The sequence below is a fragment of the Paenibacillus pabuli NBRC 13638 genome, from assembly GCF_001514495.1.
GTDB lineage: Bacteria > Bacillota > Bacilli > Paenibacillales > Paenibacillaceae > Paenibacillus > Paenibacillus pabuli.
The window spans coordinates 199137-215135 of sequence record NZ_BCNM01000014.1 but is presented as its reverse complement, the minus strand read 5'-3'; the positions used below and the strand labels follow the sequence as shown (position 1 = coordinate 215135).

Here is a 15999-nt window from a genome sequence, read left to right as displayed (position 1 = left end):
GATTACTTTTACAATGCTAAATCCGTAGCCATTATGTACCAAAGATGAAAGATAATAAATTCATGAAGCCCTATTCCTTAATTGGAAGGGGCTTATTTTCGTATAGAGAGGAGGAAAGGTCTTGGCAAAGATGACACATACACTCCAAGTTGAAATGGATTTGAATAAACCAGTTGAAGAGTTGACCCAAGTAATCTCTGCGGTTCTTAGCTCGCACCCACTTAATCAAAAAGAAATCCTGACAGCTTTAGATTTGGAGATCGGGAATGCATTGGCAGCAATTGAGATTCAAGTACAAAAAGAAACTACTGAAACAAGTGAATAGCTCAGGATAATTTTCCTTAGCAGAAATGAGGAGAACACATTGGATAAATGGAAAGCATTCTTTGCTTCATTAGGGGCGGTGATAGTGCCTGTGTTTGAATACTTATACGGTAGAGATGAGGCTGTAATTGGTTTTATGACGGCTGTTTTATTTTTTGTAGTTCTGGATTGGATGTCAGGGATTAGTGCAGCCAAGCAAGATAATTCATACGGAAGTCGTTATGGACTGGAAGGGATCTGGCGTACATTTTTTATACTGTTGCTCCCTGCTGGAGGTCATTTATTAGATGTGGTGTTTAAAATGCCTGGTCTGATCTTTGGAGCCTTATCACTTGGTACACTCTATCACGTCATTCAAAGTATGGTAGCTAACTCCATTAGAGCAGGATGGGGGCAGTGGGTTCCGTTGCCGGTCTTTAACTGGCTTATCAATTGGGTTAAGTCAGAGTTGGATAAAAAGATGGAACGGGCCGAGTCTCGCAAAGGAGCTGATCAGCCGTGATCACCAAGGGGAATTTTTTATTGATGGAGCCATCCGAATTTAAAGTGTGGCTCGACAAGCAGAACATCACCAGAAAAATAGACAAGCTTCAGGTACACCATACAGCATCACCTAACTACTCTACACGTCAGATGATCAACGGAATAGCTAAACAAGATGTATGGAAGTGTCTTGAAGGCATGAGGTCGTACCATTTATCACAGGGATGGTCTGGTACAGGGCAGAACATAACTGTACTTGAAGATGGACGTATCGCCATCAGTTTAGATCGGGATCTCAATAAAACGCCTGCTGGAATCAAGGGAGCAAATACAGGAGCTTTGTGTATAGAAATTATCGGAAACTTTGATCAAGGTGGAGACACGATGACAGCAATTCAGAAACAAACTGTAGTCCACCTATACGCCTGTCTCGCGCTCAAGCTAAACATACCTATGATACTTCACATATCGTGTATCACGCTTGGTATACGTCATCTGGAGCATGGTTAGGTGACTATGAACGAGGCGAGTCCAGCAAGACATGTCCAGGAACCAAATTCTTTGGTGACGGGAATACAAAATCTGCTGCTGAGCGTGGATTTATTCCGGCTATCAAAACAGAACTCAAGCGAATTAAGAAAGGGGATGGAGATCCAATGACATCAGAAGAAAAGAAACAAATGGAGGAACTGAAGGCTACTGTTGAATCTCAGGCCAAGTGGATCGCGGCTCAGAAGGCCAAGGAGAACATGAAATGTCCTAAGTGGGCAGAAGAAGCTTACGAGCATTACAAGGACTATATTTCAGGAGATATAGGGAGTTATGACTTCTGGCGAAATTTAGTCGTTTCCTATCGGAAAGATTTAGGTATTAAAGTCTAATGCGATGAAGTTTTCTAGAAGTAATTTAACTTATTTCAACTAAAAAACATTCGAAATATCTACCCATTTTCTTCTTTATAGCGCCGCTGATAATTTATCTATAAGCCAAAATGTAAATATGGCGACTTTGGCGGAGAGTCGTCATATTTTTGCGTTCATTTATATACATATTATTTTGGAGGGGATAAGATGAGTGAACTTGAAAAGCTATTAGTACCTTATGCAGTACCAAACATAACCATAGTCAGTAAATTGAATGGAGAAGAATTTTTGCTATATGCAGTAGACTCAGATGGTGAAAGTGTTCTTATAAGCAATATAAAAAGAAATGCTTCTAAAGATTGGTTCAAAACCTGTGAACTTGTCACAAAAAAAATGCTTCTCGAAAAATATAGACTTCGTAAATAATTTAGTGTGTGTGATATAATAACTGAAGGAAAGGGGAGGATTTAGTGAAGATTGATTCAATTGAAATTGAAAATATTAATGGGATCAAGAAGTTGAATATAGATATGAATAGCCATATAAATATCATATGCGGTATGAACGGAGTAGGGAAAAGTACTATACTGGATGTTATTACGCAGGTGTTCAGTTGGAATGTAATTTCAAAGTTAAAGCGGAATGTTAGAGCAGATAGAGGATTCGCTAGCGTTATTGTTGATGGACATAAAGGTTTTTTTGATACAAATTCCTTTTCGCCTAATGATAATCAAAGGATTAAAACTGATGTTGTAGGAGAAGCTTTAAAATTTATATACATAAAAGAACACAGAATGATTGATCATCAGTCTTTGGGTGGAATTACACCAGATGAGTTGAGAGAGGAAAGATATCATAAAAATGAAATCATTAATGGGGTCAGGCCACATACTATAAAAACATGGCTGGCAAATAGGGTTCTATTTGAGCCGCAAGGAAGGTTTAGTGAAGCAGAATTATTTAATCTTGATATTGCCAAGCGAACATTCTCTATTATTGATAAGAGTGTTGAGTTCTCTTTTATAGAACACACTTCGCTCGACATTATGGTTAATACTTCAAGAGGAGAAATTTATTTTGAATACCTTTCGACAGGATATAAGTCTCTACTCTTTATATTACTTGGGATTATTAAAGAGATCGAGTTTAACTTTAATCCCAAAATAAAAGTCACTGAATTTGATGGAATTATATTAATAGACGAAGCTGATGCCCACATACATCCTTACTGGCAAGCTCCACTAATAGAGGCGTTAAGAACTATCTTCTCAAGTGCTCAAATAATTATTACAACTCACAGTCCTCATATGATACAAGCAGCAGAAAGTGATGAATTAATTGCATTAGGCCTAAACGAGGATGAGGAAGTTGTAAGACTCGAAACAATTAAATCAGAATACGGATTTAAGGGATGGACTGTAGAGGAAATACTCGAAGATGTAATGGGGCTTAGTGAGACCAGGTCTAATGATTATATCAGTGTTAGAAAAGATTTCGAAGATGCATTAGAAGACGAGGATCATGAAAAGGCAGCTCAATCATACGAAATTTTGAATAAGATGCTCCACCCTCGAAGCCCAATGAGAAAGATACTTGAAATCCAATTAGGATCATTGGGTGAATAGGAATGATAAAAATAACAAGAACAACGCCTCCACATCAATTAAGCCCAGAAATAGTGAAGCAGCTAACTGAAGATTATTTAAGCACTAAAAGAAACGTTTGGAATGTTGGATATATAAAAAATGCACTGTTAGATATGTCTAACAGTAAATGCATCTTTTGTGAATGCAAACTAGGTGAAGAAAGTAAATATATTGAAGTCGAACATTTTCATCCGAAGTCTCTGTACCCCGGAGAAGTTATGTTGTGGACAAACTTATTACCTATTTGTAAAAGATGCAACGGTTTAAAGAGGGATCATGATACCAAGTTAAACCCAATTATTAACCCCACAGTTGATGATCCTAAAAATTATCTGTTTATTAAAGACTATCGATACAGAGCGATTGATGATTTAGGTAAGAGGACAATAAAAGTTCTTCAACTTAATGATTCTGATCGTCTCGTATTGCCAAGATTCAAGATTGGAGATGCTATAGCTGCAGCAATTGAGTCTTTGGTTAAAGTCAAGGATAAAATAGATGCGGACACGAAAATTGAAGATGAAAATGAGCTGATAAGTAAGCTTAGAAACTTGCTTGTTTCTTGCCAGCCTGATTCAGAATATAGCACAGTATGTTCCTATTCACTGCTAACAGATGATAATTATTTTGAAGTTAAAGATTATCTAGTAAGTGAAGGTCTTTGGGACTCCGATTTAGAGCGACTTGAGACAGTAAGTTTTAAGCACTCTTTAATTAGAGATAAAGAACACTCAAAATAAAATATTTTTTTGTTTTATGGTATTTGAGTATTTTTTGCATAAAGAACTTAAAACAAATAAGACTCTCCCAACATATCTTCGGGAGAGTCTTATTTGTTTTATCGTGGTAATTCGCCTGAACCTATATATTTATTTTTTGTACTGCTCCAAGTATAAGTAGCTATGGCTAATTTCCAGCCACCTTCAGGATAGAAATTTTTCCAGTATTGACTTATGACCCCTTTGTTTGAAATCTTCACACCTTGATCGCCCATAATAGAGAGTTTTCTCTGTAAGGTTCCATCTTTATATTTGTAAGCATCAAGTTGTGTGTTAGAAGGGAAATAATTATAAGTTACTGCTACGTGCTTTTCTTTTTTAGATACTTGGTAAATATGTATCGCTGGGAAGTCCAATTCATCGTCGCTAATAACATTTTTACTGATAAGTACTATGACACTTTTAGAGTTGATTAGATAAAAGTTTCCTGAGTCAGTTATCAGTAAGTGTTCCTTCTTGTTGTCTCCATTTAAGTCTACTGACTTGCTAACTGTTACGCGTTCTCTAGGGTATTTTTTCTCTAATAATGCCTTAGGGTTTACTGAAGCTGAATTCACTGTAGGTGCAACTAAACAAAATAAAATTGATAACGTACATAATAAAGAAGTAACTTTACGCAATGCAATTCCTCCTGATATAGTAATAATTAACAACATGAATAGTCTATCAGGACTAGGTATATTTTGCTATGAAAAATGCATGGTATGAAGCGATGAATTATTTTAAAAGATTAAAATGAAAAAGACTCCCTGCATGAAGCTGGAGAGCCTTTTTTTTGAATTTAGACTATAATATTGATTAGTTGTATTTTGTAAATTGAATATTATAAGGTTGGTTGTAGTTGTTAATGCCGTTATCCATGATTCTAAAGTAAACCTTCTCCCCAGGTTTAGCACTCATACCAATTGCCTCGGCGTATCCAGGCCCATTCCAGTTATCCGTTTTAATGAACTCTATTCCACCGCTTGCATTCATTTTATAAACAATCATAACAATATCGAAATTAGGTGGAGGGGTAGCAATAACGCCAAATGTGATTACAGAAGATCCATTTGTATTGTCTACAAGATAATAATCATTATCACTCATGCTGTCTAAATACTGTGTAGCGCTGAATCCAGAAGTTGGACTAATACTTGTATACATTACTTCCGCGGTTTCAGGAGTATCTGCCCAACCCGTTGCTGCAAAAGCAGAACTTGACCCGAAAGCCATCAAACATGCCGTTGCCATAACAGAAATAGAGAATTTTCTTAATCTTTTCATATTCAAACCTCCCAAATATACTAGAACCAATAAAGTAAGATTCTGTTTTAAGTTGTTATTTGAAATTAAAGATATTGAAGAGCTCTCACATAATTAGGTTGGCCAACCATGGATAAATATACCATATTAAATCGACATTTGTAAATGATAATATTGTAAAATGTTGGCTGTATGAATATTATTTTGGAATGTACTGTTTGTAGAAATGTTGGAAATGAGTTATTTGTGCAGGAAAAACATACCTTTAGTCGAATTGATAGATTGGTGATGAGATGAATTATACATATAAGATTATCCACAGATTTAGACTTCCTCGTAGCGGCATTAACCCAGGTCCTTCTGGCATGTTCTGGGGGAGATCGTGAGCACATCATTGACTATGGCGGCCCGGTAGAGAAGTATAGCCCAGTATCCATTGAGGTCATGGGGAAGAGATACTTTCGTGGTACATTTGATTTTAGGGTACAAAAATAGGAGCCTTAGTTAATGGCTCCTTTGTAGCTGAAAACTAGATAACTGATCTTTTAATAAGTCTAACAAATAAAATAAAAGTCGATTCCTCCAGCAAGAGATACAACTCCAGCAAAAAAGTTGGCAAATATAGAGGTAGAGAAGAATTGATTTGTCCGAAAGTTTGACCACAATAAGGACAAAAAACAGCTTCTTTAGATATTTTATGACCACATGAACGACAAGATTCCAAGCTAGGGTTATTACCTTTAATTACGGCGAATATATTTCCGAACATTCTACCAAAGAAACGAGTAGCCATATAAACATTGTTAGAATGGAAACAGATTGTAATGTTGTTCCAACTATAATACCTATTTTCTCTTCCAGGTATCCCCTCCAACTTTTAATCAATCCAGAATAGTCTTGTTTATCTATTTACTGTTTAAAACTAAAGGTTTCAAATGTCTCAAGAAATTCTGACAAGGCGTAAAATCCAAACCCGATACAAACAAACCCTGCAATAAAGCAACCAATGATAAAATTGGCAAATCCACTGGATTGTCCGTAATGTTCTCCACAATTGAGGCAAATAATGGCAGCTAGAAATTGAAGATCTCACTGACATTATGAATCATTACTAACCTCCAACTATGTCAATCGGCAAATGATTCTTTGTTTGCATTTATGCCAAAAACACCTATAATTAACAAAGGGTGTGATTCAGACCCTTTTTACTCTAATGTCAACAGATGGGGAAAATTTATATTATGAATTCTCTGGAATTACTAATTATTTATGTATTGACAGTAATCTGCCAATACACCGCTCAGGAGCAATTAGTATTACGTTGGTTCAAACATCAGGGGATTCAAATCACCGGGTGGAAGTAATTACCAATTAGCGACAAAAGACGATACAAAAAAATCTTCTGTAATCCAGGTTTCTGGAAACCTAACTGATAAAATACTAAAATTAATTTTACAAATGTTCCGAAAGGAACTGCAAGCAATCCAGTGTTCCTACTTATAACGAATGTTACTCAAACCTCAGGTAGTTTATTTAAAATTAGAGGTAACGGGATGACAAGCTAAAATATTCTATTCATAGAAAGGAAGATGATTATGCGGAAAAAAATTTTAACTTCGATATTGGCTGCAACGGTGATCGGTGCAACTGCAATTGCTGGGACATCTTTGATTCAAGCATCTGGAGATAATGTTACTGATTCAAAATACACTTCCAACGACACTCTTCCAGCTAATTTAAAGTATGATTCTGACCACCCTGATGAAATTTATGTAAAGGACCATGGTGTCTTTGTAAAAGTTGATTCAAATAAAATTGATTACAACAAAAAAGAAGTTGTTTATGACGTACAAAAAGTTACTGATAACACCAGTGTAATTGTTGCGTATGATGAAACTTATCTAAAAAAAAGTGACTGGAAATAACTGCAACATTAACGTTTATTTCGGAAGCGTAAGGAGAAGAGATCTCCTTACGCTTTTTTATGTTTTTATCCCCATTGAAAAACTAACATATATTCCATATAATATAAAAAAAGGAAACGTACGTTCTATTTATTAGAGGGATAAACATGCCAGTGAAATACTTAGTTGTTTGGTCGAGATTATTTATGAGGATCAAAGCGGCAAGATCACAAAGCGACGTATCCAGGTCAAGAGTATTCGGTCTGGATGATTAATGCTGATGATCTATTGTTGGGGCAGCCACGGACATTTCACGAATCTGGTTTACTGGCATGCCGTCCTATAAGAACGACTATAGGGGGACTAAAAATGTTGACGGATTTTCAACACAAGGTACTGAGGATCTTGTACAACTCCAAAGGAGGGCCCTGGAAACAACCAGCCCTTGTTCGTGAAGTTTAGCATTGATCTTTCAGGTACATATGTTTTTCGAAATTTTTGGAACACACCTATAATGGCTGTGGTGATATATCTTCGAGTAACTCTTCTTGGGGCTTTATAGTAAAATGTACTTCTATGGAATTGCAGGACGTCACACATTGCTGATTACCGAGTAATTATCTTGGTTATTCTGGATGACAGCTACTTTCGTTCCCTGATCAGCGCGGCTTACCTAAAATATCGTCTTCCATTTTGAGGCGTTTTAATTCTTGGTGTAGTGCGATAAGCTCGTTTTCTTCGAGTCCATAAATCCACTCTGAATGATGAAACATTGTATAAAATATTGTATTAAGGGGAGTTTAGAGAGAAAAAGGTGGTAGAGAAATGTACCGTTTATTCATTATCGTACCCTGTTTTCTTATGTTGCTTGGAACAACTTGTAGTGCCAGAGGATCAGAAATTTCCGGATCTTCTCTTATAAATGATCTTCAAAAAGGTGGGTACATACTATATATCCGTCATGGAGACGCAACTGTAGGGGAAGATCAACAAGATTTTAGTCTGACAGATTGCACTACACAGAGGAATCTAAGTGCTACGGGAAAGGAACAGGCTGAGAAGTATGGCAATGCTATTCGAAAACTAAATATTCCTATTAATAAACCCGTAGAAGCAAGCCCTTTATGTAGAACCCTCCAGACGGCTCAGACTTCTTTTGGTTCACAAAATGTAAAAGTAAATAATTTCTGGTTAAACATATATAAACTCAGTCAAAACCCGAGCACTGAAACTATAGACAGTACACTTAAAGCATTTACAAATGAAGTTGAACAGGCGCTTCCAATTCATTTTAACAGGCTAATTGTAGCTCACTCTTTTCCTCCCGGGGTGGGACTAGGAGAACTATCGAGTATGGAGACAGTTATTATTAAACCGCTGGGAGATCAAAAAGGGTATAAGGTTATTGGAAAACAGACATTAGAAGAAGTTTTACAGCAAGCCGGAATGTAAATTATTTAAAATTTTCTATGCACGGTGTATAGCTTTAATGATGGATTTAACCAAGAAGAGCAGCTTTAGGTTTCTAAAGCTGCTCTTCTTTAATTTCTCACTGAATTTATCGTATTTCTTCATCGTGCCAAATTATAAATTATCAAATTGTTGTATTTATTTTTGTTCATCAAGAATGATCCCCCCAGAGGGTATCCTTGTAGATGTTCCTTGATAAAGTTAATAGCCTCAACGGTCGAGGTGAAACATACAGGTGCAAAAGTGTATCCGATCCAATGCTTCCTATGTAAAAGACCTTAATGAAAAAATGAATTTTACAATTCGGCAGAAGACACTATTTAGAACATATGAACAATATAGTGAAGTTGAGAAGAGTACAGGTGTTGATCATACATAAGATTATTAATCCCGAATGCAGTTCTTGTTTTTTGATGGAATAAGCGGTCAGGAAGTACAGAAACTCTTCAAACTATGTAATCAATTCAGAATAGTGCAGTAAACTGATGTTGATTTCTGTATTTTTTCCTAATTACCGTTAGGGTGTCCCTTCAGATGAAGAAGGCCGGGTAGCGACTCTGATCACGAATACTACCTTACCTGATGCACTTTTTTGATGGCTAGATACTAACAGTAATTACTGGGGTGCTAAGGTGATTTGAGATATGCCGTCAGTCAGATCAATGTTCTTGTATGAAGAAGAATTGGGTCTCGCTCATTTTGCGGGATCGGATATAGAAAATATAGTAGTAAAATATTTACATTTCGATTGATGTAATTAAAGTGAGAATAAAGATTTAAAAGGAGAAATAGGATTAATGGTGTTAATAACGGTGATCAGGCCAGTTTGCTCAGACGCTTTTAGATTCGCTCGACTTGATTTTGTCATCCTTCCGGAAAGAATGAGCTAAAACATAACGTAACAGATGGTGGAGATGGTATAAATAGTGACCATGCCGATTGGGTAAACGCCCGTCTTGTCAAATAATGTTGTAAGGTTAAAGCGCACACCTCTTCCAGCAATATACAAAACAAGCCGGATTCCGTACAGAATTCCGAGCTTGTTTTTTTGCTTAGTGTTCGTTTTATGCATTTTGTTGGCGGCTCCCTTCTGGTAGTTTATTTTCCTATTCCGATTGAAAGAGATAAAATTTCCCACCGAAAGCCCTGTAAAATTTTAATATTGTAAATGAGGACATTTTGGAATGAGAAGTTTGTTGGTTTATATGTTGATAGTTTCATATAGATGCGTTATAATACATTTATGTTTTTAGTAATTAAATTTTGAACAATTAATTGGAGATGTTAATGTGGAATTAGAAAAGAAACTCGTTGCACAACAGCGCACATTCTTTAATACAGGTCAAACCAAATCAATGGAGTACCGTATTCGTGCCCTCCAGCAATTAAGACAGGGAATTGAGAAATATCAGCAACGTATTCTCGACGCACTTCATGCGGATCTGAATAAATCCGAAGCAGAGGCTTATGGATCTGAGATTCGTATTGTGTTGGGCGAGCTGGACTTTTCTTTGGATCACATAGAGAAATGGGCTGCACCAAGACTAGTGCCAACGAACTCTGCTATACCTGATGGCGTAAGCACAATTTATCCTGAACCTTACGGTGTTGCTCTTATAATCGCACCTTGGAATTATCCATTCCAACTGGCCTTTGGTCCGCTGATTGGAGCCATAGCTGCGGGTAACTGTGCGATTATCAAGCCGTCTGAATTAACGCCAGCTGTATCGCGACTGACTTATAATCTGGTTCATGAGATATTTCCTGAGGAGTACATCGCTGTTATGGAAGGGGAAGTTGAGACAAGTACAGCGCTATTAAAGGAAAAGTTTGATTATATTTTCTTTACAGGCAGTACAGGTGTGGGCCGTATTGTTATGAAGGCAGCAGCAGAGCATCTGACCCCGGTTACATTGGAATTAGGTGGGAAGAGTCCGGTTATTGTTAATAAAGATGCAGATCTGAATCTGGCAGCTCAGCGCATTGTGCGCGGTAAATTCCTGAATGCTGGGCAAACCTGTGTTGCTCCGGACTACCTGCTTGTGCACGAGAATGTACATGACAAATTGCTGGAATTAATCCGTGCAGAGATTGGGGACAAATATGGTGCTGATGTGTTGCAGAACAATGATTTTCCGCATATTGTCAATGCTCGCAACTTTGATCGTTTATCCGCGTTACTCCAAGATGGCAAAACATTGATCGGTGGGCGCTCTGAACGCGATCATCTGCTCATTGAACCAACGGTACTGGGTGAAGTGGATTGGAAGTCACCTGTGATGCAAGAAGAGATCTTTGGTCCAATTCTTCCTGTGTTTAAATATGGTGATCTTAACCCGATGCTAGATGAGATTGTTCGTCGTCCAAAACCACTGGCATTATATCTCTTCACTGAGGATGAGGATCTCCAAAATCAGGTTCTGAACCAAGTATCTTTCGGTGGTGTTTGTATTAATGATACGTTGTCTCATATGACATCACATTATCTTCCGTTTGGCGGAGTAGGAGAAAGTGGAATGGGTTCTTACCACGGTCAGCAGAGTTTCGATGTGTTCTCGCATCATAAGAGCGTGCTCAAACGCAGCAAATAAATAATAATACGCAGACAAAGAGGTTGTCCTGATGAACAGGGCAACCTCTTTGTGTGGTTCATAATGATACGAACCAACTTTAATCCTATTAATGAATATCACGGAAAAGGCCAATGACTTTACCCAGAATACTGACGTGTTTCAAACGCAAAGGCTCAAAGGTCGCATTCTCTGGTTGAAGACGAATATGATCTTTCTCCTTGTAGAACGTCTTCACCGTAGCTTCATCGTCTTCAGTCATGGCTACAACGATATCACCATTATCCGCAGTTTGCTGCTGACGTACGATAACATAGTCTCCGTTAACAATACCTGCTTCAACCATACTGTCTCCCACGACCGAAAGCATAAATACTTTTTGCTCGCCTACATAATGCGTAGGAAGGGGGAAGTAATCTTCAATGTTCTCTGTTGCTGTAATTGGAACCCCTGCAGTAACTTTACCAACGACTGGAATGCGAGCGACACTGTGAGCAAACTGATGTGAATGCTCTGACTCTTCCTGACTTAGAAGTTCAATGGCTCTTGGCTTGGTCGGGTCCCGTCTTATCAGGCCTTTCTTCTCCAAACGATCCAGATGTCCATGTACTGTAGAGCTGGAAGCCAATCCAACAGCTTCACCAATTTCTCGTACGGAAGGAGGATACCCCTTCAACCGGACTTCATTGCGTATAAACTCCAGAATAGCCTGTTGCCTGCTGGATATCTTCGACATACCGTATCAACCCCATTTTAGTAACGTTTGGGAAAATTATAACATAGAACCTCCGTTCGTACAAACATAAGTTCTAAGTATTAGGGCATAAAATCAATGTTTTTTTGCATATGAACATAAAATTATTCTGTTTATCCAATCAAATACTGCAAATGAAAGCTTTCATACTATAGAAGAAAGAAATTAGGGGATTAGATACAAATAAAAAAAGAGCGAACAATTGTTCTAAAAAGGTGTTGAACAAAACAAATGTTCGTGTTATATTGATTTCAACAGATAGGAACAAACGTTTGGAGGTTAATGATGATGAGATATTCAACTTATCAAAGCATTTACGAACCGGTTAATACAGAATTGGTTAAAACAAACATAGGGAACTTCAAGAAGGTTTTTGCAAAAGGCAAAACTCCAACCTGGATGCTAAAATTAGTCATTGTATCTTTAATCATATTTGTTGGATGCAGCACAGTATTAACTGTATTTGCAGGCAATGAGAATGATCTGTTACCTGGAGGGAAGATGGCTGTTTCGCAAGGCGACACGCTTTGGAGCATATCATTGGATCACAAACCGGAAAGTATGGATACACGTATATATATAGAAGCAATTAAGAAAGTAAATCAACTTCAGTCGACTTCAATACAGGTAGGGCAAGTCTTAGTACTGCCTCAATTCACGGAATAAACTGCATATCTATACGCATAAATGCGTGTCAACTTGACAAGCCGTCCTTATCATGTCAAAGTTAATATGACTTTGTATTTTTGGAGGGGACAAGCTTGGATATAGATAGTCTGGTAGCACGTATTAATGAATTGGCCCGTAAGCAAAAATCCACTGGATTGACAGAGGAAGAACTCGCTGAACGTGCTAAACTTAGAGAAATCTATTTGAATAACATTCGCAGCAATTTCAGACAGCAACTGGATTCGATTGAAATTGTAGACGATGAGAATGATCAAGGCCACCAAGGCAAACTCAAACACTAAGGAAACCTAATGATATCATTATGATATTTAGGTTTCTTCCTGTTATTTAGAGATTGCAAATTATAGGGGGAAATATTGGTTTGCAAACATGTAAGCCGATACAAAGAACATCTAAGGGGGATTCTCATGTCGCGTTCGTTCGAGAGAACGGTTCGGAAAAATTCAAAGCAGTTGAATCAGCAGCGTAAAAAGAACGGTCAGCCGATTTCCGGTACACCAGGTGAGGATGTATTTAAAGGACGCAGCCTTCTGTTTCCTATTTTTCTGATCGGACTAGCATTCCTGTATCTCTTTATGAGTACATTTCTTGTAAAAGCTCCGATGACAACATGGGACTGGGTGACCATGCTGCTGTATGTATTTTTAGCAGTCATCTTCATGCTTCGTCGACCTTATGTCAAGATAGGAAGTAACCGAATCTTGACGACAAAAGGAAACCGTGAGCGTTCAATTGGAGTCGATGATATTGTGAAATTCAGAATTGAGCCCGGCACGGTTGTTATTGAGCATAATGCACGAGGTAAGAGATGGGTATTTACCAAACTACTCAATCGTTATGATACCGATGCAATCACTGAACGTCTTCTGAAATTCGCCAAAGCACATCAGATCACTGTGGAAACATACGAGAAAAAGTAATTATTGCATAAAGGGGAAGATGACCGAAATGGCGTTAAAAGCGATTTTGTTCGACCTAGATGATACTTTGCTGTGGGATGAGCGCAGTGTTCGTGAGGCATTTCATGAAACTTGCCTGATCGCTGCGCAAGAGACAGGGGTTAAACCTGAAGACCTTGAAGAAGCAGTTCGTAATGAGGCACGTAATCTGTATGAATCCTATGAAACTTTTTCGTTCACCAAAATGATTGGAATCAATCCGTTTGAAGGTCTTTGGGCTAACTTTACGGGTGGGGATCAGCCGGAGTTTCGCCAATTGGAGCAACTTGCACCTGCATATCGTAAAGAGTCATGGCGTCGTGGATTGTTAAAGCTTGGTATTGATCGTGAAGATTTGGCGGAACGACTGGCCTCACAATTCGGGGCAGAGCGGAGATCGAGACCCCATGTCTATGAAGAAACGATGGAGACGTTAAGTCATCTACAAGGAAAGTTCAAGCTTTTGCTTTTAACCAACGGTTGTCCTGCATTACAACAGGAGAAGCTCGATGGCGTCCCTGAATTAGCGCCCTTTTTTGATGAAATTATTATCTCGGGTACTTTTGGTAAAGGAAAACCAGACCCTTCGATCTTTGAGCATGCTTTGAGCAGGCTGGGAGTGAAACCGGAGGAAAGTGTGATGGTCGGAGATAAGCTGACGACGGATATCCGTGGAGCGTTGTCCGCCGGCATTAAGTCTGTATGGATTAACCGTGAGAATAAAGTGAATACCGAATCGTATGTGCCTGACCATGAAATCAAGCATTTATCCGAATTGGAACGCATCATTACTGAATTCTCAATTAGTGCGTCATAAATTATAATTTATGTGTATTTCTCGAACATTGTTGAGTTTCATGAGTGGTGTATGCCAATCATGGAATCAACAATGTTTTTTTGTTGGGTACACCCAAGAACGATGCCTTATTAACGTAATATAAATTTTTTAGTAAAAGTTATTGAAATTATAGAAGAGCTGATTTAGAATATAACTAACATACTAGTATGACTAGTATTTGGAAGTGTGTAGCGAATTTCTTTTGACTTACTCGAATGAAGTGGAAGCCGAAGTTATTCGCTATTGTTTTTATATGTGTTGTAAGCGCTTTACATAATGAAAGGGAACCCTATAATTCTGGAAATGCAAAAGGTATTGGTTAGTACCAAAATGACGGTATGTATTTTAACCGATCTGAATCTCTGGTGATTGCATAATTGATATCGCTTACATTACTTGTTTTGTTTATTCCGTCGTGGGGGTGAAATTCATCAAGGCTGTCTTCTACAAAGGACAAAGATCAAAGAGAAGGAATTGAAATCGAAAACGCTTTTATTTTATCAAGCCAAGGAACGGAGAGTGAAATAATATATGGAGTCGGAAACCGCTAAGACCACGCTAACGATGACATCTGTACGTAAAGAAAGCAGGTTAAGAACTGTTACTGCTCTGCTTCGCAAAGATTGGCAGCTGTACTCCCTGTTAATTCTTCCAATTATCTATCTTATTATTTTTAAATACGGTCCAATGCTCGGTAACGTTATCGCTTTTAGACGATTTGTACCCGGAGGCAGTATTTTCGGAGAGACATGGGTTGGACTCAGGTATTTTCAGATGTTCATCCAGGACCCTACCTTTTGGAAGGTATTTGGAAATACGCTTATACTTGGTGGACTCGCGTTACTTTTTACTTTCCCCGTTCCGATCATTTTTGCATTGCTGCTGAATGAGGTGAAAAGTAAACGATTCAAAAAGTTTGTGCAGACCGCATCTTATCTTCCGCACTTCTTGTCCATCGTCATCGTTGCCGGAATGGTTCTGCAATTAACAGCAGTGAATGGATCGATTAATGGATTGGTTTCATTTTTTACCGGAGACAGTATCCCTTTCATGCAGCGCGCAGAATGGTTTAGAACCATTTATATTACATCTGAGGTCTGGCAGGGTATGGGTTGGGGAGCAATTCTATACTTGGCTGCGTTGACGACCATTGATGATTCATTATATGAAGCCGCACGAATCGATGGTGCGAATCGTTGGAAGCAAACGATCCATGTTACTATACCGGGCATTTTGCCTACCATTGTTACATTGCTGATCTTGAACATGGGTAATTTTCTTGCGGTTGGATTTGAGAAAATCTTGCTCCTTTACAATCCACTGATCTACGAAACATCTGACGTGATTTCGACTTATCTGTACCGGGTAGGTTTGCAATCCAGCAACTTCAGCTATGCAACCGCCATTGGTTTGTTTGAATCCATTATTGGACTGATCCTGGTATTCTCGGTTAATGCAATTTCACGCAGATTGACACAACGAAGCTTGTGGTAAA

The 15999-nt window shown here is 38.2% G+C and carries 19 protein-coding genes and 1 pseudogene; 16 read left to right on the top strand and 4 right to left on the bottom strand.

What is annotated here, in order from left to right; translation table 11 throughout:
* Positions 1-130: 130 nt before the first annotated feature.
* The 7 genes from PPA03S_RS19845 to PPA03S_RS19820 all read left to right on the top strand — a co-directional run bounded on the left by PPA03S_RS19845 (position 131) and on the right by PPA03S_RS19820 (position 4056).
* Complete coding sequence (locus PPA03S_RS19845; RefSeq protein ID WP_245683675.1) at positions 131-325, top strand: hypothetical protein; 195 nt, start codon at positions 131-133, stop codon at positions 323-325.
* A gap of 39 nt (positions 326-364) precedes the next feature.
* Positions 365-826 carry a phage holin family protein gene (locus PPA03S_RS19840; protein WP_062325473.1) on the top strand — a complete coding sequence of 154 codons (462 nt, stop codon included), beginning with the start codon at positions 365-367 and terminating at the stop codon, positions 824-826.
* Positions 823-1317, top strand: a complete 495-nt coding sequence (locus PPA03S_RS34000) for a peptidoglycan recognition protein family protein (RefSeq protein WP_245683673.1) — start codon at positions 823-825, stop codon at positions 1315-1317. The genes PPA03S_RS19840 and PPA03S_RS34000 overlap by 4 nt, the downstream gene beginning before the upstream one ends.
* Positions 1318-1463: 146 nt before the next feature.
* A complete protein-coding gene (locus PPA03S_RS33995; protein WP_245683672.1) occupies positions 1464-1688 on the top strand; it encodes a hypothetical protein in 225 nt (74 codons plus the stop codon).
* 189 nt (positions 1689-1877) lie between these two features.
* A complete protein-coding gene (locus tag PPA03S_RS19830; protein ID WP_062325472.1) occupies positions 1878-2096 on the top strand; it encodes a hypothetical protein in 219 nt (72 codons plus the stop codon).
* Positions 2097-2140: 44 nt separating this feature from the next.
* On the top strand, positions 2141-3295 hold the full coding sequence (locus PPA03S_RS19825; protein ID WP_062325470.1) for an AAA family ATPase: 1155 nt from the start codon (positions 2141-2143) through the stop codon (positions 3293-3295).
* A gap of 2 nt (positions 3296-3297) precedes the next feature.
* Positions 3298-4056, top strand: coding sequence for an HNH endonuclease family protein (locus PPA03S_RS19820; protein WP_062325467.1), 759 nt, complete (start codon positions 3298-3300; stop codon positions 4054-4056).
* Positions 4057-4154: 98 nt separating this feature from the next.
* Here the strand turns inward: PPA03S_RS19820 and PPA03S_RS19815 are convergent, their stop codons facing one another.
* The 3 genes from PPA03S_RS19815 to PPA03S_RS34405 all read right to left on the bottom strand — a co-directional run bounded on the left by PPA03S_RS19815 (position 4155) and on the right by PPA03S_RS34405 (position 6109).
* Positions 4155-4715 (bottom strand): hypothetical protein, encoded by a 561-nt coding sequence (locus tag PPA03S_RS19815; RefSeq protein ID WP_062325465.1) that lies wholly within the window; start codon positions 4713-4715, stop codon positions 4155-4157.
* Positions 4716-4893: 178 nt separating this feature from the next.
* Positions 4894-5361 (bottom strand): hypothetical protein, encoded by a 468-nt coding sequence (locus tag PPA03S_RS19810; protein WP_062325463.1) that lies wholly within the window; start codon positions 5359-5361, stop codon positions 4894-4896.
* A 508-nt stretch (positions 5362-5869) separates the two neighbouring features.
* Positions 5870-6109 (bottom strand): zinc ribbon domain-containing protein, encoded by a 240-nt coding sequence (locus tag PPA03S_RS34405; protein WP_369691089.1) that lies wholly within the window; start codon positions 6107-6109, stop codon positions 5870-5872.
* 820 nt (positions 6110-6929) lie between these two features.
* Between PPA03S_RS34405 and PPA03S_RS19805 the strand changes: the two genes are divergently transcribed.
* The 4 genes and pseudogenes from PPA03S_RS19805 to PPA03S_RS19790 all read left to right on the top strand — a co-directional run bounded on the left by PPA03S_RS19805 (position 6930) and on the right by PPA03S_RS19790 (position 11305).
* Complete coding sequence (locus PPA03S_RS19805) at positions 6930-7265, top strand: hypothetical protein (protein ID WP_217998953.1); 336 nt, start codon at positions 6930-6932, stop codon at positions 7263-7265.
* An 804-nt stretch (positions 7266-8069) separates the two neighbouring features.
* Entirely contained in the window at positions 8070-8696 is a 627-nt protein-coding gene (locus PPA03S_RS19800) for a histidine phosphatase family protein (protein ID WP_245683671.1), read from the top strand.
* A gap of 928 nt (positions 8697-9624) precedes the next feature.
* Positions 9625-9681: pseudogene (locus PPA03S_RS34400) on the top strand (hypothetical protein); the annotation flags it as partial.
* Positions 9682-10003: 322 nt separating this feature from the next.
* On the top strand, positions 10004-11305 hold the full coding sequence (locus PPA03S_RS19790) for an aldehyde dehydrogenase (protein WP_062325459.1): 1302 nt from the start codon (positions 10004-10006) through the stop codon (positions 11303-11305).
* Positions 11306-11393: 88 nt separating this feature from the next.
* Here the strand turns inward: PPA03S_RS19790 and lexA are convergent, their stop codons facing one another.
* Positions 11394-12020 carry a transcriptional repressor LexA gene (lexA, locus tag PPA03S_RS19785; protein ID WP_017688034.1) on the bottom strand — a complete coding sequence of 209 codons (627 nt, stop codon included), beginning with the start codon at positions 12018-12020 and terminating at the stop codon, positions 11394-11396.
* A gap of 300 nt (positions 12021-12320) precedes the next feature.
* Here lexA and PPA03S_RS19780 point away from each other — a divergent pair, with 300 nt between their 5' ends.
* From PPA03S_RS19780 to PPA03S_RS19760, 5 genes are all read left to right on the top strand, one after another.
* On the top strand, positions 12321-12704 hold the full coding sequence (locus PPA03S_RS19780; RefSeq protein WP_082704231.1) for a LysM peptidoglycan-binding domain-containing protein: 384 nt from the start codon (positions 12321-12323) through the stop codon (positions 12702-12704).
* 95 nt (positions 12705-12799) lie between these two features.
* Positions 12800-13009, top strand: a complete 210-nt coding sequence (locus PPA03S_RS19775; RefSeq protein WP_062325454.1) for a DUF896 domain-containing protein — start codon at positions 12800-12802, stop codon at positions 13007-13009.
* A gap of 126 nt (positions 13010-13135) precedes the next feature.
* Positions 13136-13648, top strand: coding sequence for a hypothetical protein (locus PPA03S_RS19770; protein WP_062325453.1), 513 nt, complete (start codon positions 13136-13138; stop codon positions 13646-13648).
* A gap of 28 nt (positions 13649-13676) precedes the next feature.
* Complete coding sequence (locus PPA03S_RS19765; protein ID WP_062325451.1) at positions 13677-14483, top strand: HAD family hydrolase; 807 nt, start codon at positions 13677-13679, stop codon at positions 14481-14483.
* Between the two features lie 585 nt (positions 14484-15068).
* Positions 15069-15998 carry an ABC transporter permease gene (locus PPA03S_RS19760; RefSeq protein ID WP_326100246.1) on the top strand — a complete coding sequence of 310 codons (930 nt, stop codon included), beginning with the start codon at positions 15069-15071 and terminating at the stop codon, positions 15996-15998.
* The last annotated feature ends 1 nt before the right edge of the window (position 15999 follow it).